Source organism: Oceanicella sp. SM1341, from assembly GCF_003448965.1.
GTDB lineage: Bacteria > Pseudomonadota > Alphaproteobacteria > Rhodobacterales > Rhodobacteraceae > Paroceanicella.
The window spans coordinates 19,476-37,113 of record NZ_QRGC01000023.1; the positions used below are offsets into that span (position 1 = coordinate 19,476).

The 17,638-nt window shown below is 71.6% G+C and carries 17 protein-coding genes and 1 riboswitch; of the genes, 4 read left to right on the forward strand and 13 right to left on the reverse strand.

All coding sequences use genetic code 11. The features are described 5' to 3' along the window. Positions 1–39: 39 nt before the first annotated feature. From D3P35_RS18275 to D3P35_RS18285, 3 genes are read right to left on the reverse strand one after another with little or no spacing between them, the layout of a single operon-like run. The gene (locus D3P35_RS18275) at positions 40–1,011 is read right to left on the reverse strand and encodes an OmpA family protein (RefSeq protein ID WP_118136480.1); all 972 of its coding nucleotides are present in this window, start codon (positions 1,009–1,011) and stop codon (positions 40–42) included. Beyond that, positions 1,008–1,580 carry a peroxidase-related enzyme gene (locus D3P35_RS18280; protein ID WP_118136482.1) on the reverse strand — a complete coding sequence of 191 codons (573 nt, stop codon included), beginning with the start codon at positions 1,578–1,580 and terminating at the stop codon, positions 1,008–1,010. Before D3P35_RS18280 ends, D3P35_RS18275 begins: the two co-directional genes overlap by 4 nt. Beyond that, positions 1,577–2,323 carry an N-acetyltransferase gene (locus D3P35_RS18285; RefSeq protein ID WP_118136485.1) on the reverse strand — a complete coding sequence of 249 codons (747 nt, stop codon included), beginning with the start codon at positions 2,321–2,323 and terminating at the stop codon, positions 1,577–1,579. Before D3P35_RS18285 ends, D3P35_RS18280 begins: the two co-directional genes overlap by 4 nt. 64 nt (positions 2,324–2,387) lie before the next feature. Then, positions 2,388–2,539, forward strand: a riboswitch (FMN riboswitch). 81 nt (positions 2,540–2,620) lie between these two features. Here D3P35_RS18285 and D3P35_RS18290 point away from each other — a divergent pair. Continuing rightward, the gene (locus tag D3P35_RS18290; RefSeq protein ID WP_118136487.1) at positions 2,621–3,112 is read left to right on the forward strand and encodes a 6,7-dimethyl-8-ribityllumazine synthase; all 492 of its coding nucleotides are present in this window, start codon (positions 2,621–2,623) and stop codon (positions 3,110–3,112) included. A gap of 84 nt (positions 3,113–3,196) precedes the next feature. Here the strand turns inward: D3P35_RS18290 and smpB are convergent, their stop codons facing one another. Together smpB and dapA are read right to left on the reverse strand one after the other, a co-directional pair. After that, positions 3,197–3,676, reverse strand: a complete 480-nt coding sequence (gene smpB, locus D3P35_RS18295; RefSeq protein WP_118136489.1) for an SsrA-binding protein SmpB — start codon at positions 3,674–3,676, stop codon at positions 3,197–3,199. A 58-nt stretch (positions 3,677–3,734) separates the two neighbouring features. Then, positions 3,735–4,607: a 4-hydroxy-tetrahydrodipicolinate synthase gene (gene dapA, locus D3P35_RS18300; protein WP_118136491.1), complete on the reverse strand. Its 873-nt coding sequence runs from the start codon at positions 4,605–4,607 to the stop codon at positions 3,735–3,737. A gap of 187 nt (positions 4,608–4,794) precedes the next feature. Here dapA and D3P35_RS18305 point away from each other — a divergent pair, with 187 nt between their 5' ends. Genes D3P35_RS18305 through D3P35_RS18315 form a run of 3 tightly spaced genes read left to right on the forward strand, consistent with a single transcriptional unit; the run spans position 4,795 to position 7,932 of the window. After that, positions 4,795–6,759, forward strand: a complete 1,965-nt coding sequence (locus D3P35_RS18305) for a lytic transglycosylase domain-containing protein (RefSeq protein WP_157982197.1) — start codon at positions 4,795–4,797, stop codon at positions 6,757–6,759. 52 nt (positions 6,760–6,811) lie between these two features. After that, positions 6,812–7,486, forward strand: a complete 675-nt coding sequence (gene pdeM, locus D3P35_RS18310; RefSeq protein ID WP_118136601.1) for a ligase-associated DNA damage response endonuclease PdeM — start codon at positions 6,812–6,814, stop codon at positions 7,484–7,486. Between the two features lie 14 nt (positions 7,487–7,500). Continuing rightward, complete coding sequence (locus D3P35_RS18315; RefSeq protein WP_118136495.1) at positions 7,501–7,932, forward strand: GFA family protein; 432 nt, start codon at positions 7,501–7,503, stop codon at positions 7,930–7,932. A gap of 215 nt (positions 7,933–8,147) precedes the next feature. Here D3P35_RS18315 and D3P35_RS18320 read toward each other — a convergent pair whose 3' ends face one another. The 8 genes from D3P35_RS18320 to pal form a co-directional block, all read right to left on the reverse strand. Then, on the reverse strand, positions 8,148–9,197 hold the full coding sequence (locus tag D3P35_RS18320; protein ID WP_118136497.1) for an aldo/keto reductase: 1,050 nt from the start codon (positions 9,195–9,197) through the stop codon (positions 8,148–8,150). Positions 9,198–9,287: 90 nt separating this feature from the next. Beyond that, positions 9,288–10,181 carry a bifunctional methylenetetrahydrofolate dehydrogenase/methenyltetrahydrofolate cyclohydrolase FolD gene (gene folD, locus D3P35_RS18325; RefSeq protein ID WP_118136499.1) on the reverse strand — a complete coding sequence of 298 codons (894 nt, stop codon included), beginning with the start codon at positions 10,179–10,181 and terminating at the stop codon, positions 9,288–9,290. A gap of 76 nt (positions 10,182–10,257) precedes the next feature. Beyond that, positions 10,258–11,934, reverse strand: coding sequence for a formate--tetrahydrofolate ligase (locus tag D3P35_RS18330; RefSeq protein WP_118136501.1), 1,677 nt, complete (start codon positions 11,932–11,934; stop codon positions 10,258–10,260). 112 nt (positions 11,935–12,046) lie between these two features. Beyond that, positions 12,047–12,835: a methyltransferase domain-containing protein gene (locus D3P35_RS18335; protein ID WP_118136503.1), complete on the reverse strand. Its 789-nt coding sequence runs from the start codon at positions 12,833–12,835 to the stop codon at positions 12,047–12,049. 7 nt (positions 12,836–12,842) lie between these two features. Further along, complete coding sequence (ftsH, locus tag D3P35_RS18340) at positions 12,843–14,756, reverse strand: ATP-dependent zinc metalloprotease FtsH (RefSeq protein WP_118136505.1); 1,914 nt, start codon at positions 14,754–14,756, stop codon at positions 12,843–12,845. Between the two features lie 83 nt (positions 14,757–14,839). After that, complete coding sequence (gene tilS, locus D3P35_RS18345) at positions 14,840–16,126, reverse strand: tRNA lysidine(34) synthetase TilS (RefSeq protein ID WP_118136507.1); 1,287 nt, start codon at positions 16,124–16,126, stop codon at positions 14,840–14,842. Positions 16,127–16,130: 4 nt separating this feature from the next. Beyond that, entirely contained in the window at positions 16,131–16,988 is an 858-nt protein-coding gene (gene ybgF / locus D3P35_RS18350; protein WP_118136510.1) for a tol-pal system protein YbgF, read from the reverse strand. Between the two features lie 71 nt (positions 16,989–17,059). Further along, positions 17,060–17,548, reverse strand: a complete 489-nt coding sequence (pal, locus tag D3P35_RS18355) for a peptidoglycan-associated lipoprotein Pal (RefSeq protein WP_118136512.1) — start codon at positions 17,546–17,548, stop codon at positions 17,060–17,062. Between the last annotated feature and the right edge of the window lie 90 nt (positions 17,549–17,638).

Below are 17,638 nucleotides of genomic sequence, written 5' to 3' on the forward strand. Positions count from 1 at the left end.
CGCCCGGAGGACCCCCCTCCGGGCGCTTCGCGTTCCGGGCTACTGCAGCACGATCTCCACCCGGCGGTTGCGGGCGCGTGCGGCGTCGGTAGCGTTGTTGGTGAGGGGCGAGAGCGGGCCCACGCCCCGGGCCTCCACCCGCCCGGCGGCTATGCCGTGGTCGCGCAGCAGGAGGGTGCGGATCGCCTCGGCCCGGGAGCGGGAGAGCGCGAGATTCGCCTCCAGCCCGCCGGTGGCGTCGGTATGGCCCACGATGACCACCTGAAGGTCCGGGTCGGCCTCCAGCATTCCGGCGAGCGCGGCGATGGCGGGCGCGGAGCCGGGCAACACGCCGGAGTTTCCGGTGGCGAAATCGATGCCCGGCAGCAGGGCGCGTCCGTCGCGGCGCAGTTCCGCGAGCAGGGTGGCGGCGACGGGCGGCGCACCGGGTCCGGCGGCGGCAACGGGCGCAGGCACGGGCGTGCCCTCCCCTTCACCGCCGGGTGTGGTCGCGGGGGCGGGAGGCGGCGTGGTGAGCACGGACGTCACCTGCACGTAGCCGGCGCTGCCTGCCCGCGAGGCGAAGAGCACGACCCGCTCCGGCCCCATTTCCAGCGCCACGTAATGGTAGAGACCGAGGTCCACCTCCATCTCCGGTGCGCCCACCAGCGGCAGGGCGAAGCGGAAGTCGAAGCCGCCACAGGCGAGCGCGGAGCACTCGTAGCGTTCGGTGTAGCCCATGCCGGCGAGCGCGGCGCGCGGGCCCTCCAGCAGCGCCGCCGGTTCCGCCTCGGTGTCATCGAAGCGCCAGACCTCGGTCTCCACCTGGCCCTCCAGCGGTGCGGGCGGGGTGTCTCCGGCGGCGACCGGGGCCTCGGGCACCGGAAAGGCGCCCTCGCGCGGGCCGTCCGACCAGGTGACGACAGCGCCCTCCGGCGCGCTCACCGGCAGGGCGAGGGCGGCGGGCGGGGCGAGGAAGGCGGGCATCAGCAGGGCCGCGGCAGAGCCGCGGAGACGCAGGCGGAGGCTCATCGCGCCTGCCCGTGATACTCGGGATTGGGGCGCATGGCGGTGGCCGAGGCCATGCGGTTGGTCATCGCGAAGAACGAGGCCACGGCGCCGATGTCCCAGATGTCGCGGTCGGTGAAGCCGGCGGCGCGCAGGGCCTCGCGGTCCGGCTCCTCGATGCGGTGGCTTTCCTCGGCCATCTTCACGGCGAAGTCGAGCATCGCGCGCTGGCGGGGGGTGAGCCCCTGCGCCATGCGGTAGTTCGTCACCAGCGCCTCGCCGAGGGCGGGGTCGCCCGAGAGGGCGCGCACCGCCGCACCATGCGCCACGAGGCAGTAGTGGCAGCGGTTCACCCAGGAGACGACCACGGCGATCATCTCGCGCTCCAGCTTGCTCAGCCCGCTCTCGCCCAGCATGAGGTCATTGTAGAGCGTGGTGAAGGCGCGCAGCTTTTCCGGCGCGAAGGCATAGGCGCGCAGCACGTTGGGCACCAGGCCCAGCTTTTCCTCGCAGAGCGCGAAATAGGCCGCCGTATCCTCGGGCAGCGGGTCTGCCGGGGGCAGGTTCAGCGCGGTGGGCAGCTCTTCGGTCATCGGGTCTCTCCCTCTGGCGCCATGCGGTAGTGGTAGCGGGCGCATTCCGTCATTCCCAGGCCTTCGTAGAGGGCGCGGGCGCCGCGGTTGGCCTCGGTCACCGCGAGGGCCAGCACCGGGGCGCCGGCGCGCCGTGCCACGCCCGCTGCCGCCCCCACGAGATTGCGCCCCTGCCCGGCCCGACGCGCCGAGGGGCGCACTTCCAGGGCGTGCAGCATGGCGATGTCGCCGCTCGACGCCACAAAGCCGGCGGCCACGCCCCGGTCTCCGAGCCGGCCCAGCAGATAGGCCCGGCTCTGCCCCGAGCGGGCCATCACCGCGAGGCGGCCGGGGCCGATGCCGCCTTCCTCCCAGATCTCGGCCATCAGGGCCAGCGGCGCGTCGCTCACGATCGCGGCATGGCCCATGGGGTCGGCCGGGGCGAGGGCCCCGGCCGGGGCGGCATAGATCACCGTCCGGTCGACCACGCCGTAGCCACGCGCCTCCAGCGCGGCGTCGAGCGCCGCATCCGCGGCAGAGAGGCGGAACAGACAGGGCTGGCCCATCGCCTGCATCGAGGCCTCGGCGCAGGCGATGGCGGAGGCGGGGTCGGCCAGCGGGCCCAGGGGCGTGGCGGCGGAGACGCGCTTGCCCCCGCCCCCGCCGCGGCGCAGGCGCCAGCTCTGCGTGTCGAGGGTTTCCAGCGGCGCCCATGTGGCGTCCATCGCGGCGAAGAGCCGGGCCGGCGAAGGCAGGTCGGTCATGCTTGTCTCCCGTTCTCCCTTAGGTATAGTCGGCGCCGCTCCCGGTGCAATGAGGCGCCGGCGAGCGCGTTCTCAGGGCGGGGTGAAATTCCCCACCGGCGGTAACGGGGAGACCCGAAGCCCGCGAGCGCCCCGGGCCGGTTTCGGCACGGGGGACAAGCAGATCCGGTGCGATTCCGGAGCCGACGGTCACAGTCCGGATGGAAGAGAGCGGACAGCCCGGGCGGGCCGGCAACGGCGCGTGCGGGGCCTTTCCGTTTGCGCCTTGGGTCACGGTCGGACGAAAGGAAAACGGATATGACCACGACCCCCTCTCCCCTTCGCATCGCCTTCATCCAGGCGCGCTGGCACGCCGATATCGTCGACGAGGCGCGCGCCGGGCTGCTGGCCGAGCTCGACCGGTTGCGCCCCGGCGGCGTGGCCGTGGATGTGTTCGACACGCCGGGCGCCTTCGAGATCCCGCTTCTGGCGCGGCGCATCGCGCGCGGCGGGCGCCATGCCGCGGTGATCGGGGCGGCCTTCGTCGTCGACGGCGGCATCTACCGGCATGATTTCGTGGCCTCCGCGGTGATCGACGGGCTGATGCGCGCGCAGATGGACAGCGACGTGCCGGTGCTCTCGGCCGTGCTCACGCCGCATCATTTCCACAACAGCGCCGAGCATTCCGCCTTCTTCCGCGAGCATTTCCGGGTGAAGGGCGCCGAGGTGGCGCGCGCCGCGCTCGCGGTGCTGGCCGGGGCGGCGGCGCTTGAGGCGCTGAGCCCCAGGCCGGAGCTCGCGGAGGCGTAAGCCCGGTCCGGCCCCGGTGCCGGCAGGCGCACACGAAAAGGGCCGCCCATCCGGGCGGCCCGTCCTGCCGGAAGGGGCGGCGGTTCAGCCCCGCTCGCGCAGCAGGCGCTGTTTCTGGCGGTTCCAGTCGCGCTGCTTCTCGGTGTCGCGCTTGTCGGCCAACTTCTTGCCCTTGGCGACGCCGAGCTGGAGCTTCGCGATGCCCTTCTCGTTGAAGTAAAGCTTGAGGGGGACGAGGGTCATGCCCTCGCGCCCGATCCCCTGCCAGAGCCGGGCGAGCTGGCGCTTGTGCACCAGCAGCTTGCGGCGGCGGCGCTCCTCGTGACCCCAGGTCTGGGCCTGCAGCAGGGCGGGGATGTAGGCGTTGATGAGCCAGAGCTCGCCGCCCTCCACGGTGGCATAGCTCTCGGCGATGTTGGCCCGGCCCTCGCGCAGGCTCTTCACCTCGGAACCCGCGAGCATGATTCCGGCCTCGAGGTCGTCCTCGATGAAATAGTTGTGCCGGGCCTTCCGGTTTTCGGCGGCCACGCGGCTGTTCGGGTCTGATTTCTTCTTCTGCGCCATCGCGCACAGATAGTCGGGAACGCGCCCCGCGGCAAGCGGCCCGCGGGGCGTATTCCGCTCAGATCAGGCCGGCATGCTCCATCGCGGCCCGCACCTGCGCCCTGGTGGCGTCGGTGAGCTCGACCATCGGCAGGCGCAGCTCGGGCGAGCACTTGCCCAGCAGCGAGAGCGCGTATTTCGCGCCGGCCGGGTTCGGCTCGACGAACAGGGCGGCATGCAGCGGCATCAGCTTGTCCTGGTAGGTGAGCGCGCGGGCATAGTCGCCGTCGAGGCAGGCGTTCTGGAACTCGGCCGAGAGCTTCGGCGCCACGTTGGCGGTGACCGTGATGCAGCCCACGCCGCCATGGGCGTTGAAGCCGAGCGCGGTCGCGTCCTCACCGGAGAGCTGGATGAAATCGGTGCCGCAGGTGATGCGCTGCTGGGAGACGCGCTCGATCTTGCCGGTCGCGTCCTTCACGCCGATGATGCGCGGCAGCTTCGCGAGCTCGCCCATGGTCTCGGGGGTCATGTCGACCACCGAGCGGCCGGGGATGTTGTAGATGATGATCGGCAGCTCCACCGCGTCATGCAGCGCGGTGAAATGCGCGATCATGCCGCGCTGGCTGGGCTTGTTGTAATAGGGCGTGACGACGAGGGCGGCATCCGCCCCCACCGACTTCGCGAATTCCATCAGCCCGACGGACTCGGCGGTGTTGTTCGAGCCCGCGCCCGCGATCACCGGGATGCGGCCGGCCGCGGTCTCGACGCAGATCTCGATGACCCGGCGGTGCTCCTCGTGGCTGAGCGTGGGGGTCTCGCCGGTGGTGCCGACGGCGACGAGCCCGTGCGAGCCCTCGGCCACGTGCCACTCCACCAGCTCCTTCAGCGCTTTTTCGTCCACCTTGCCGCCGGAAAACGGGGTGACGAGCGCGGGAATGGAACCTCTGAACATGGCTGACCTCTTGATTGAGCCCGGTTTCACGGGGCACCGGCCTCGGCACCCCCGGAACACCGCCCTTTGGCGGGACGGGGGAACCTACCCGCCTTCGCGTCCGCCCGCAAGACGGCCCATGGCCCCCGCGACGGCGCGCTTCAGACCTGCTAGAGTGCTCCGAAATCCTACAGGCAGGACAGGTTCCATGATTCCACGTCTCCGCATGGCAGCGGCGTTTGCCGCAGCGTATGCCACGCTCCCCGGCTCCGCGGCCCTCGCCGAGGTCGCCCCCTCCGACGGCGCCGTCGCCTCGGCCATCCTCGACGCGGCCCGCACCGACAACTGGCCCCAGGCCGACGGCTATGCCCGCCAGGCGGCCGACCCCGCGGCCCGCGACATCGCCACCTGGCTGCGCCTCGCCTCCGACGACGGGGTGTGGAGCGAGTATGCCGATTTCCTCGCCTCCCACGCCGACTGGCCGCGTCTGGAGGCGGTGCGCGCCAATGCCGAGCGCAAGATGCCGGCCGATCTCTCCACCGCGCAGGTGAAGGCCTTCTTCGCCGGCAGCGCGCCCACCACCGGCACCGGCGCCATCCGCCTCTCCGACGCGCTGATGCGCGAGGGCGACAGGCTTGGCGCGCAGGATGCGATCATCGCCGCCTGGGCGCAGCTCGACCTCACCCCCTCCGAGCGCGCGGCCTATCTCGCGAAATATCCCTCCGTGGTGGCGCAGTGGAGCGATGCGCGGCTCGACCACCTGATCTGGGAAGGCGAGTTCGCCGAGGCCGAGGCCACCTACCCCTATGCCTCGCCCGGCCAGGTGGCGCTGGCGCGCGCCCGCATCGCCCTGCGCGAGGACCGCAACGGGGTGGACGGTTTCATCGCCGCGGTGCCGGCGCAGCTGGTGAACGACTCCGGCCTTGCCTATGACCGGTTCCAGTGGCGCCTGCGCCGCGACCGCTGGGACGATGCGGAAGTGCTGATCCTGCAGCAGTCCACCTCCGCCGTGGCCCTCGGCCGGCCCTCGGCCTGGGCGCCGCGGCGGCTGTCGCTCGCCCACCGGGCCATGCGCCGGGGCGACAACGCCACCGCCTACCGGATCGCGGCCAACCACTACATGAGCACCGGCGGCGATTTCGAGGAGCTGGAGTGGTTTGCCGGCTGGCTCGCCCTGCGCAAGCTGGGCAACCCCCAGGCTGCGCTGGCGCATTTCACCAAGTTCCGCAACCACGTGGACACGCCGATCAGCGTCGGCCGCGCCGGCTACTGGATGGGCCGCGCCGAGGAGGCGCTCGGCAACCGCTCCGCCGCCCGCGCCGCCTACCAGGACGCCGCGCGCTACCAGACCAGCTTCTACGGCCAGCTCGCCGCCGAACGCGCCGGGCTGCCCGCCGATGCCGCCCTCTCCGGCTCCACGCGCGGGGCGGACTGGCGCAACGCCGATTTCATGCGCCGCTCCTCCGGCCGTGCCGCGCTGATGTTCCACTACGCCAACGAGCCCGGCCGGGTGTGGCAGTTCCTCGTGCAGCTCGCCCGCTACGAGACCGACCCGGACGAGCTCGCCGCCATCACCCGGATGGCGCTCGACCTGGGCTACCCGCATGTGGCGGTGCGCGCGGCGAAGGTCGCGGCGGGCAAGGGCGTGGTGCTGATGAACACCTACTACCCGGTGACCGACCTCGCCGCCATGCGCGGGCCGGTGCGCCCGGAGCTGGCACTCGCCATCGCCCGGCAGGAGAGCGAGTTCAACCAGAACGCGGTGAGCCCGGTGGGCGCGCGCGGGCTGATGCAGCTCATGCCCCGCACGGCGCAGAAGGTGTCGCGCGATATCGGCGTGGGCTACTCGGCCGCCCGCCTCACCTCCGACTGGCAGTACAACGCCACGCTGGGCCAGACCTATCTCGCGGAGCTGCTGGCGAAGTTCGGCTCCGTGCCGCTGGCCGCGGCGGGCTACAACGCCGGGCCCTCGCGGGTGGAGAGCTGGATCACCCAGTTCGGCGACCCGCGCCGACCCGGCGTCGACATGATCGACTGGATCGAGACCATCCCCTTCTCCGAGACGCGCAACTACGTGATGCGCGTGGTGGAGGGGCTGCATGTCTACCGCTCGCGCCTTGCCGGACAGGCCGCGCCGCTGCAGATCGCGGCCGATCTCGGCGAGGGGCAGTGAGCGGGCGAAACCGCTTGCAAACCGGGGCGTGTTCCTGTTTCGTGCGCGCATGATGCAGGACACGCCCCCCGTCACTCTCTCCCTCGCCGGCTGCCGGCTGGAGGCCCGCGCCGCCGGCACGCTGTGGTGGCCGGAGCAGCGGCTGCTCTGCGTGGCCGACCTGCACCTCGGCCGGGCGGAGCGCACCGCCCGGCGCGGCGGCGCCCTGCTGCCGCCCTACGAGACGCGCGACACCCTCACCCGGTTCGAGGCCGAGATCGCGGCCTGCGCGCCGCGCACGGTCGTGGCGCTCGGCGACAGTTTCGACGATGACAGCGCCGCCGAGGCGCTGGAGGCGGAGGAACGCGCCCTGCTCGCCCGCCTCACCGCCCGCGCCGAATGGGTGTGGATCAGCGGCAACCACGACCCCGCGGGGCCCGGCGGCACCGCCCTGCCCGAGCTTGCGCTGGGGCCGCTCACCTTCCGCCACATCGCGCAGGCCGGGGCTTCGGGGGAAATCTCCGGACACTGGCACCCGAAGATCCGCCTCAGCCTCGCCGGGCGGGCGCTCAGCCGGCCATGTTTCCTGAGCGATGCGGCACGGCTGATCATGCCGGCCTTCGGCACCTACACCGGCGGGCTCGACTGCCGGCGCCCGCCGCTGGCCGGGCTGATGGCGCCCGGGGCCCGCGCCGTGGTCATCGGCCGGCCGATGCTGTGCATTCCCCTCGCCGCGCAGGCGGCCTGACGGAGGGTCCGAGGATGAACGATCCGAGCTGTTCCGGCGGCTGCCCCTGCGGCGGCGTGCGCTTCGAGGGCAGGCTGGAGAGCACCGCGGTGGTGGCCTGCCACTGCGGCCAGTGCCGGGCCTCCTCCGGGCATTTCTGGGCCAGCGCGGCGCTCTCGGAGGCCCGGATCAGCGGCGAGGCGCTGCGCTGGCACCGCTCCTCGCCGGGCTTTGAGCGCGGCTTCTGCGGCGGCTGCGGCGCCTTCCTGTTCTGGCGGCCGGAGGGCGCGACGCGCCTCGCCGTGTCCGCCGCCGCCGTGCACAGCGGCCCGGCGCTGCGGCTGGAGCGCCACATCTACACCGCCGACAAGGGCAGCTACTACGAGATCACCGACCCCCTGCCCTGTTTCGAGCAGGACGACGCCGCCCCCGGCGCCCGGCCCTGGTACCCCGCGCAGCCGCGCTGAGGCCGGGCGCAGGCATCCCGGCACCGGAGCCGCGGCATGCCCGCTGGCGCGCGGATCACCGTCATTCGGGCCGCGGCCCCGGGGAAACGGGCATCCCCCGCGCATTGCGGGCCGCCGCCCCGCCCTCCGTGCGAGGCGGACCCGCACAGGAAAACGCCGCGCCCGGGCATCCCGGGCGCGGCGCTGTCATCCGGCGGCCTGCTTCCGAGGGCCGCTCAGGGCGCGGGGTTCGGCCAGCGTGCGTGGACGGCGTTCACCGCGGCGTCGAGCTCGTCGGTCCACTCGATCTCCAGGCAGTCGATGATCAGCTCGAGCTGGCGCATGTTCGCCGCCCCGAAGATCGACGAGGCCACGAAGGGCTTGGAGACGCTCCAGCGCAGCGCCATCGCGTTCGGGTCGAGGCCGAAATCGCCGGCCACCTCGAGGTAGCCGCGGATGGCGTGCTCGGTGGAGGGGCCCTCGTAGCGGGTCATCCGCTCGCCCATGAAGCTCTTGCGCGCGCCCTCGGGCACCTGGCCGTCGAGGTACTTGCCGGAGAGGTAGCCCTGCGCCAGCGGCGAGTAGGTGAGCAGGCCCACGTCCTCCATCATCCCCACCTCGGCGAGCCCGTACTCGTAGATGCGGTTGAGCAGCGAATAGGGGTTCTGCACGCTCACCGGGCGGTCGACGCCGAGGGCCTCGGCCACCTGGATGCATTTCATCGTGCCCCAGGGCGTGTCGTTCGACAGGCCCCAGGTGCGGATCTTGCCGGCGGCGATCAGCCGGCCCATGGCGGCCACCGCCTCTTCCAGCGGCACCCAGTCATCGGCGAAGGGCACGAAGCCGTAGCGGTCGTTGGCAAAGCGGGGCGACTGCCGGTCCGGCCAGTGGATCTGGTAGAGGTCGATCACGTCGGTCTGCAGGCGGGCGAGGCTGGCCTCCACGGCCTCCTCGATGTCACGGGCCGAAACGCGGGGCGTGCGGCCCTCGCGGATCCAATGGTTGTCGTCGTTGCGGCCCGCCACCTTGGTGGCGAGCAGGATGCGCTCGCGGGTGCCGCGCTCCTTCATCCATTCGCCGATGAATTCCTCGGAGCGGCCGACATACTCGGCCTTCGGCGGGATCGGGTAGATCTCGGCGGTGTCGAAGAAGTCGCAACCGGCGTCGAGGCAGCGGTCCATCTGGGCCCAGGCGCCGTCGCGGTCGATCTGGGTGTGGAACATCATGGTGCCGAGGCCGAGGACGGAGACCTCGAGCGATGAGCGTCCGAGCGGGCGTTTTTCCATGCGGGGAGTCCTCTGCGAATTGTGCAGCTGCGAATGAGCCCCGGAGTGTACCCGCCACGGCGGCGGGCACAACCCGTGCCCGGGACAGGCTCAGGCCGCGAGGCCTTCCGGCTCGGGCAGGCCATTGGCGCGCGCGCAGGCGGTGAGCGTGTTGGCGAGCAGGCAGGCGATGGTCATCGGCCCCACGCCGCCCGGCACCGGGGTGATGGCGCCGGCCACGGGCGCCACGCTGTCGAAGTCCACGTCGCCCACCAGCCGGGTCTTGCCCTCGCCGGCGTCGATGCGGTTGATGCCCACGTCGATCACCGTGGCGCCGGGCTTCACCCAGTCGGCGGTCACCATGCGCGGGCGGCCCACGGCGGCCACGAGAATGTCGGCCTGCCGGCACAGCGCCTCGATGTCGCGGCTGCGCGAATGCACCACGGTCACGGTGCAGCTCTCGCGCAGCAGCAGGGCCGCCATCGGCTTGCCGACGATGTTGGAGCGCCCGATCACCACCGCGTGCAGGCCCGAGAGGCTGCCCAGCCGGTCGCGCAGCATCATCAGGCAGCCCAGCGGCGTGCAGGGCACCATGGCCTTCTGCCCGGTGGCGAGCAGGCCGGCGTTGGAGATGTGGAACCCGTCCACGTCCTTCGCCGGGTCGATGCTGTTGATCACCTTCTCGGCGTCGACATGGGCCGGCAGCGGCAGCTGCACGAGGATGCCATGCACCTGCGGATCGGCATTGAGCCGGGCCACGGTGTCGAGGATCTCGGCCTCGGAGGCCTCGGCGGAGAGGCGGTGCTCGAAGGAGAGCATGCCGCATTCCACCGTCTGCCTGCCCTTGTTGCGCACGTAGACCTGGCTCGCCGGATCCTCGCCCACCAGCACGACCGCGAGGCCGGGGGTGAGGCCATGCGCCTCCTTCATGGCGGCGACGCCGGCGGCGACACGGCTGCGCAAACCGGCCGCGAAGGCCTTTCCGTCGATGATCTCTGCGGCCATCACATCCTCCTGTCACAGGCAACGGCCCGCGACAGGCGCCGCGGGCCGTGACCGGGTTATAGGGGGGATGGCGGGCTCAGAACAGCCCTTCGATGTTGCCGTCCGCATCGAGGCGGATGCGCTCGGCGGCAGGCTCCCGCGGCAGGCCCGGCATGGTCATGATGTCGCCGCAGATCGCCACCACGAAGCCCGCCCCGGCCGAGAGGCGCACCTCGCGCACCGGGATGGTGAAGCCGGTGGGCGCGCCGCCGCGCGTGGGGTCGGCGGTGAAGGAATAGGGGGTCTTGGCCATGCAGACCGGCAGGTCGCGGTAGCCCGCCTCTTCCCAGGCGCGGAGCTGGGCGCGCACCCGCTCATCGGCCACCACGCCGTCGGCGCGGTAGATCTCGCGGGCCACGGTGTCCATCTTGTCGAACAGGCTCATGTCGTCGGGGTAGATGGGGCTGAAGTTGCGCGCGCTGTGCTCGGCCAGCTCCACCACCTTCTCCGCCATGCCGGCGATGCCGGCCGAGCCCTCGGCCCAGTGCCGGTTCACCACCGCTTCCACGCCGAACTGGCGGCAGAACTGCTGCACGGCCTCCAGCTCGGCCTCGGTGTCGGTGACGAAATGGTTGATGCCCACGATGGCGGGCACGCCGAACTTCTTCACGTTCTCGATGTGGCGGGCGAGGTTGGCGCAGCCGGATTTCACCGCCGCCACGTTCTCGCTGCCCAGATCGGCCTTGGCCACGCCGCCGTTCATCTTCAGCGCCCGCACTGTGGCGACGATCACCACTGCGTCGGGCGCGAGCCCGGCCTTGCGGCACTTGATGTTCATGAATTTCTCGGCGCCGAGGTCGGCACCGAAGCCCGCCTCCGTCACCACGTAGTCGGCGAGGCGCAGGGCGGTCTCGGTGGCGATCACCGAGTTGCAGCCATGCGCGATGTTGGCGAAGGGGCCGCCGTGCACGAAGGCCGGGGTGTTCTCCAGCGTCTGCACGAGGTTGGGCTGCATGGCCTGCTGCAGGAGCACGGTCATCGCGCCATCGGCCTGCAGGTCACGCGCGGTCACCGGGCTGCGGTCGCGCCGATAGCCGATGATGATGTCGCCGAGGCGGCGCTCGAGGTCGGCGAGGTCGGTGGCGAGGCAGAGGATGGCCATCACCTCGGAGGCGACCGTGATGTCGAAGCCGCTTTCGCGCGGCACCCCGTTGGCCGGGCCGCCGAGGCTGGTGACCACGTTGCGCAGGGCGCGGTCGTTCATGTCCAGCACCCTGCGCCAGGTGACGCGGCGGGGGTCGATGTCGAGCGCGTTGCCCCAGTGGATGTGGTTGTCGATCATCGCGGCGAGCAGGTTGTGCGCCGTGGTGATGGCGTGGAAATCGCCGGTGAAATGGAGGTTCATCTCCTCCATCGGCACGACCTGGGCGTAGCCGCCGCCGGCCGCCCCGCCCTTCATGCCGAAGCAGGGGCCGAGCGAGGCCTCGCGGATGCACACCACGGCGTTCTTGCCCACGGCGCGCAGCCCGTCACCCAGGCCCACGGTGGTGGTGGTCTTGCCCTCGCCGGCCGGGGTAGGGTTCACCGCCGTCACAAGGATGAGCTTGCCGCGCGGGCGGTCCTTCAGCCCGGCGATGTAGCCGGCGGAGAGCTTCGCCTTGTCATGGCCGTAGGGGATGAGGTCTTCCCAGGGGATGCCGAGCGTGGCCGCAACCTCGCCGATCGGCAGCTTCTTCGCCTCGCGCGCGATCTCGATATCGGTCCTCTGGGCCATGAACGCTCTCTCCTGCTGGCACGGGGTCTGAAAACGGCGCTTCGGCGGCCGCCGGCGACGCCTGTTTCGCATCGGAAACTTTCTCCCGCAAGCGCATTCTCGCCCCTGCGGCTCAGGCGCGGGTGAGCACGATGAACAGTCGGCTGAAGGGGAAGAGCACCGAGCCGTCGGCCAGCGGCGGGTAGGGCGCGGCGAGCGCTTCGTCCCAGGCGGCGAGGAAGCGGCGGCGCTCGGCGTCGTCGAGCTTCGCGAGGATGGGGAGTGCGGCGGTGGAGCCGGTGAAGTGGCGCACCGGGTGGCCCTCGGCCACCGGGCCGAGGCGCTGCATGTAGCGGGTCTCCCAGATGTCAGGCACGCCGTATCCGGACAGCGCCCCGAAGTAGGTCGCGGCGGGGGCGACGGGCGGCCGCCAGCCCCGCCAGTCGAAGCGGTCGGGGAAGAGCCGGGCGGCGGTTTCGCGCAAGCTGCCGTGCGAGGGCGCCCGCGCCTGGTCGGGCATCTGCACCGCGAAGGTGGCGCCGGGCTGCAGCGCGGCGGGGATGCGGGCCATCACTGCAAGGTGCTCCGGCAGCCATTGCAGGGCAGCGTTGGAGAACACCAGCGCCGGGCGCTCCGGCGCCCAGGCGCCGATATCCGCCTCCAGCGTGCGGTCGTAGGCACCGGTCGCGGCAGCCTTCGCGATCATGTCGGGAGAGAGGTCGAGCCCGGTGAGGGGCCGGTCGGGGAAACGGGCGCGCAGCGCGGGGCCCACCGCCCCTGCCCCGCATCCGAGGTCCACCACCTCGCCCGGCGGCAGGTCTGCCGGCACGCGGGCGAGAAGGTCGAGGGCGGGGCGCAGCCTCAGGTCGGTGAATCGGCCGTATTCTGCCGGGTTCCACGCCTGTCCCTGCGCCCCGCCCATCGACGGATCAGTTCGGCTGGGGTTCCATCCCGCCTTCGCCCGGCTTGGGCCGCGGCTTGCCGGCCTTGGGCATGGAGATCACCCCGGAGATGCCGCCCGGCGGCGGCGGCACCGAATCATCGCCGCGGTTCAGCCGCTCGCCGGCGATGACGCGGGTGATCTCGTCACCCGTCAGCGTCTCGTATTCCAGCAGGCCGCGGGCCAGGCGCTCGAGGTCGCCGTGCTTCTCGGTGAGGATGCGGCGCGCGGTGGCGTAGCCTTCCTCGACGATCTTGCGCACTTCGTGGTCGATCACCTGCTGGGTGTCCGGCGCCGCGTTGGTGCCGTTGCCGGTGGGGCCGAGGTAGCTCTCGCGCTCGTTGGCATAGTCGATGTTGCCGAGCGCCTCGGACATGCCGAACTGGGTCACCATCGCGCGGGCGATGCGGGTGACCTGCTGGATGTCGGACGCGGCACCGGAGGTGACGTTGTCCTCGCCGAAGATCAGCTCCTCGGCCACCTTGCCGCCCATCGCCATCGCGACCTTGGACTTGTACTTGGTCTTGGTGACGGAGAGCTGGTCGCGCTCCGGCAGCGAGAGCACGAGGCCGAGGGCGCGGCCCCGCGGGATGATGGTCGCCTTGTGGATCGGGTCATGCTGGGGGACGTTGAGCCCCACGATGGCATGGCCGGCCTCGTGATATGCGGTGAGCTTCTTCTCGTCCTCGGTCATGGCGAGGGAGCGGCGCTCGGCACCCATCATCACCTTGTCCTTGGCGGATTCGAAATCTTCCATGGTCACGAAGCGCTTGCCGGAGCGCGCGGCGGTGAGGGCGGCCTCGTTCACCAGGTTGGCGAGGTCGGCGCCGGAGAAGCCGGGCGTGCCGCGGGCGATGACCTTGAGGTCGACGTTCGGGGCCAGGGGCGTCTTGCGGGCATGCACCTCGAGGATGCGCGAGCGGCCGTTGATGTCCGGGTTCGGCACCTGGATCTGGCGGTCGAAGCGGCCGGGGCGCAGCAGCGCGGGGTCGAGCACGTCGGGGCGGTTGGTGGCCGCGATGAGGATCACGCCCTCGTTGGCCTCGAAACCGTCCATCTCGACGAGGAGCTGGTTCAGGGTCTGCTCGCGCTCGTCGTTGCCGCCGCCGTAGCCGGCGCCGCGGTGGCGGCCGACGGCGTCGATCTCATCGATGAACACGATGCAGGGGGCGTTCTTCTTCGCCTGCTCGAACATGTCGCGCACGCGGCTCGCGCCGACACCGACGAACATTTCCACGAAGTCGGAGCCCGAGATGGTGAAGAAGGGCACACCTGCCTCGCCCGCGATGGCGCGGGCGAGCAGCGTCTTGCCGGTGCCCGGGGGGCCGACGAGCAGCGCGCCCTTCGGGATCTTGCCGCCGAGGCGGGAGAATTTCTGCGGGTCGCGCAGGAACTCGACGATCTCCTCGAGCTCCTCCTTCGCCTCGTCGATGCCCGCGACATCGTCGAAGGTGACGCGGCCGGAGCGCTCGGTGAGCAGCTTGGCCTTGGACTTGCCGAAGCCCATGGCGCCGCGCCCGCCGCCCTGCATGCGGTTGAGGAAGAAGATCCACACCCCGATCAGGAGCAGCATCGGCAGCCAGAAGGACAGGGTCGACATGAGGTTCGAGCGCTCCTGCGGCACAACGGTGATGTCCACCCCGTGCTGGCGGAGCTGCTCGACCACGTCGGAGGAGCGGGGCTGCACGACCTCGTACTGGGTGCCGTCGTTATCTCGCGCTCGAATCGTCTCGCCGTCAATCTGAACCGAGGCGACCTTCGACTGGTCCACCCTGTTCAGGAAGTCGGAATAGGATACCTCGTTGGCACGCGTGCCGGGGCCGCCCGAATTGAATACATTGAATAGTGCGACCAGCAGCAGGATCACAATCGCCCAGAAGGCGAGGTTCTTCGCGTTGCCCAAGGCGTCCTCCAGAAGAACGGGTTTCCGCCGGTCCCCGCAGGGCCGGCGCGTTCGTGCCTAACATAATCTCTGCACGGGCAGATTCAACGACACGTTAACAGCCTGCGGCGTCTTGCGTCCCTGATGTACCATTCGGCCGTCCAGCCGGCCCCGATGCGCGCGTCGGCATATCCGCAGGCCGGTGCCGCGACCACCTCGCCAGTGTGCCTCAGGGCCGGGGTTGCGTGCAACACTTCCGCGGCAGGGCCGCCGGGGGCGCGGCCGACCTGTGCCAGCCCTTCGGGCCCGAGGGCGCCGAGGGTGAGGCCGGGGGCGGGCGCGGCCGCGCAGCTCACCCGCCAGCGGCCGTCCCAGAGCTGTTCGCACCGCGCCGGTACCGGGGGCGGACAGGCGCCCGGCTCGCGGCGCAGCAGGAGCATGGCGCCACGCCTGCGCCAGAGGCAGCCGTGCAGGCTGCCTGCGGGGGCATCGCCCTCCAGCATCGCCTGCGCCGCACGCTCCAGCGCCGCGCGCCGGGGCGGGTGCACCTGGCCGGAGGTGGCGGTGAGGAGATCGGCGAGGAGTTGCCGCGACACGGCGCGGGGTGCCGCGCGCAGCGGCGCGGGGGCGAGCCGGGCCTCGCCCTCCGGGCTCCAGGAAACGGCTTCGCGGGCAAGGGCTTGGCCGGCAGCATCCAGGGCCTCGCGCGCCTCGGCCATGCGCGCCGCGGTGGCGGTGAGGCGGGGCACGTCGAGACCGAGCGGCGCGAGCAGCGCCAGCGCCTGGCGGGCCTTTACCCGGTCGTAACGCGGATCGGCGTTGGTGGGGTCTTCCGCCCAGTCCCAGCCGCGGGCGCGCAGGATGTCGCGCAGGGTGTCGCGGCGGATGTCGAGCCAGGGGCGCAGCCAGAGCAGCCCCTCCGCCTCGGAGACCGGCGCCATGCCCGAGAGCCCCCCGACCCCGGAGCCACGGGCGAGACGCATGAGGAAGGTCTCGGCCTGGTCGTCGGCGGTATGGGCGAGGGCCACTGCGACGGCGCCGCGGGCACGGGCATGGGCGGCGAGCAGGGCGCGGCGGGCCTCGCGCGCGGCCTCCGAAACATTGCCCGCGCCCGGCCCCTCCTGCCAGGCGAGCGTGGCATGCGGCAGGCCGAGGGCTTCGCAGCGGGCGGCCACGGCGGCGGCTTCCGCGGCGGAGGCGGCGCGCAGGCCGTGGTCGACGGTGGCGACGGAGAGGGGCCGGCCGGTGGCGCGGGCATGGTCGGAGGCTACGGCGAGGAGCGCGAGCGAATCGCCCCCGCCCGAAACCGCGAGGCAGATCTCGCCGCCGACATCGCGGAAGGCCGCCGCGAGCGCGGCTGCGGCAAGACCCCCGGCAGCGGGCGCTGCCACGGGGCTACTGCTGGCAGCTGGCGCCGTCGCGCCCCTGCTCGAGCTTGTCGGCCAGTTCCGGGTCCATGTCGGGGAAGCGGCGCTCGACCTCGTCGTAGGTCAGGCAGGCTTCCGGCATCTGGCCGAGGTATTGCAGCGAGATGCCGACGCCGTAGAGCGCCTCGGGCGCGTTCGGGCCGCTCGGCTCGGCGTTGAAGGCCTTGAGGTAGCCCTTGGCGGCATCGCGGAACGAGCCGGAGGCGAGATTGGCCTCGGCAAGCTCGAAGGTGGCGTCATTCGCGAGCGGGCTGTCGGGGTACTGGGCGAGGAACTGGCTGAAACCTGAGGCGGCCTCCTCGAAGCGCCCGGCCTCGAGCGCCGAGGCGGCGGCGTCGTAGGAATTCTGCTCGGAGATCGCCACGGCCACGGTGGGCGTGTCGCTCTGCGAGGGGGAGATCGGGCCGCCGAAACCGGAGCCGGAGCCGGCGGTGCCGTCGGTCACGCCGCCGCCGAGGGCCACGGGGTTGCCCAGCAGCGCGGTGTCGCCGCCCTCGATCTCGGTGAGGCGGAAATCGACATCCGAGTAGCGGCGGCCGGCATCGTCGGCCATGCGGCGGATGTCGTTCTGGAGCTGCTCCACCCGGCCGGTGAGCAGGCGGGTGTTGTGCTCGAGCGCGTCGAGGCGCTGGAGCGGGTTGCCGGCGGTGGCGGGGAGCTGGTTTCCGGTGGCCACGAGCTGGTTGCGCAGCTGTGCTACCTCGGCGTCGATGGCCATGAGATTTTGCCGGATATCCTCGAGGCTCTGCGCGTTCGGTGCCGTCTGGGCCATGCCGCAGACCGGCAGGACAAGCGAAATGACGAGTGCAGACAGACGGATGCGCATGGGCCCTCCCTTCGGGTTCCGGCAGGATCCGGGCCGCGGAGGCGGCCCGGACGTGGTCAGGAGCGTAGCGCTCAGCTCATCGGCGCGCCGGCCACGACAGTAACCGCGCGGCGGTTCTGCGACCAGCAGCTTTCGTTGGAGCAGGTGGCCTCCGGGCGCTCCTTGCCGTAGGACACGGTGCGCAGGCGGCTGGCGGAGACACCGCGGCTCACCAGGAAGTTGTAGGCGGCGTTGGCGCGGCGGGCACCGAGGGCGAGGTTGTACTCGCGGGTGCCGCGCTCGTCGGCATGGCCTTCGATGGTGGCGGACACGCCCGGGTTCGCGTTCAGCCACTCGGCCTGACGGGTCAGGGTCTCGGAGGCGTAGCTGTCGATCGAGGAGCTGTCGGTCGCGAACAGCACCCGGTCACCGACCACGGTGTTGAAGTACTGCAGCGAGCTCTCCGAGATGGTGCTCGCGTTCGGGTCATACGGCTGGGCCGTCATGTCCTCGTCGGAATCCGAACAGGCAGCGAGCGTGAGGGCGGTCAGCGCCACGAAGCCGAACTTGAGGAAGGTCATGGATGGTATCTCCGGTTGCACGCCGGGGGTTCTCTCCCCCGGACTGGGTGGTTTGCCGTCTTCTGCCGCCGGTCTCTCACTCCCGGCGGA

What these genes read in the sequence shown, in the direction of transcription:
- D3P35_RS18275 (WP_118136480.1), bottom strand. Translation starts at nt 1,011, where the DNA reads ATGAGCCTCCGCCTGCGTCTCCGCGGCTCTGCCGCGGCCCTGCTGATG.
- D3P35_RS18280 (WP_118136482.1), bottom strand. Translation starts at nt 1,580, where the DNA reads ATGACCGAAGAGCTGCCCACCGCGCTGAACCTGCCCCCGGCAGACCCG.
- D3P35_RS18285 (WP_118136485.1), bottom strand. Translation starts at nt 2,323, where the DNA reads ATGACCGACCTGCCTTCGCCGGCCCGGCTCTTCGCCGCGATGGACGCC.
- D3P35_RS18290 (WP_118136487.1), top strand. Translation starts at nt 2,621, where the DNA reads ATGACCACGACCCCCTCTCCCCTTCGCATCGCCTTCATCCAGGCGCGC.
- smpB (WP_118136489.1), bottom strand. Translation starts at nt 3,676, where the DNA reads ATGGCGCAGAAGAAGAAATCAGACCCGAACAGCCGCGTGGCCGCCGAA.
- dapA (WP_118136491.1), bottom strand. Translation starts at nt 4,607, where the DNA reads ATGTTCAGAGGTTCCATTCCCGCGCTCGTCACCCCGTTTTCCGGCGGC.
- D3P35_RS18305 (WP_157982197.1), top strand. Translation starts at nt 4,795, where the DNA reads ATGATTCCACGTCTCCGCATGGCAGCGGCGTTTGCCGCAGCGTATGCC.
- pdeM (WP_118136601.1), top strand. Translation starts at nt 6,812, where the DNA reads ATGCAGGACACGCCCCCCGTCACTCTCTCCCTCGCCGGCTGCCGGCTG.
- D3P35_RS18315 (WP_118136495.1), top strand. Translation starts at nt 7,501, where the DNA reads ATGAACGATCCGAGCTGTTCCGGCGGCTGCCCCTGCGGCGGCGTGCGC.
- D3P35_RS18320 (WP_118136497.1), bottom strand. Translation starts at nt 9,197, where the DNA reads ATGGAAAAACGCCCGCTCGGACGCTCATCGCTCGAGGTCTCCGTCCTC.
- folD (WP_118136499.1), bottom strand. Translation starts at nt 10,181, where the DNA reads ATGGCCGCAGAGATCATCGACGGAAAGGCCTTCGCGGCCGGTTTGCGC.
- D3P35_RS18330 (WP_118136501.1), bottom strand. Translation starts at nt 11,934, where the DNA reads ATGGCCCAGAGGACCGATATCGAGATCGCGCGCGAGGCGAAGAAGCTG.
- D3P35_RS18335 (WP_118136503.1), bottom strand. Translation starts at nt 12,835, where the DNA reads ATGGGCGGGGCGCAGGGACAGGCGTGGAACCCGGCAGAATACGGCCGA.
- ybgF (WP_118136510.1), bottom strand. Translation starts at nt 16,988, where the DNA reads ATGCGCATCCGTCTGTCTGCACTCGTCATTTCGCTTGTCCTGCCGGTC.
- pal (WP_118136512.1), bottom strand. Translation starts at nt 17,548, where the DNA reads ATGACCTTCCTCAAGTTCGGCTTCGTGGCGCTGACCGCCCTCACGCTC.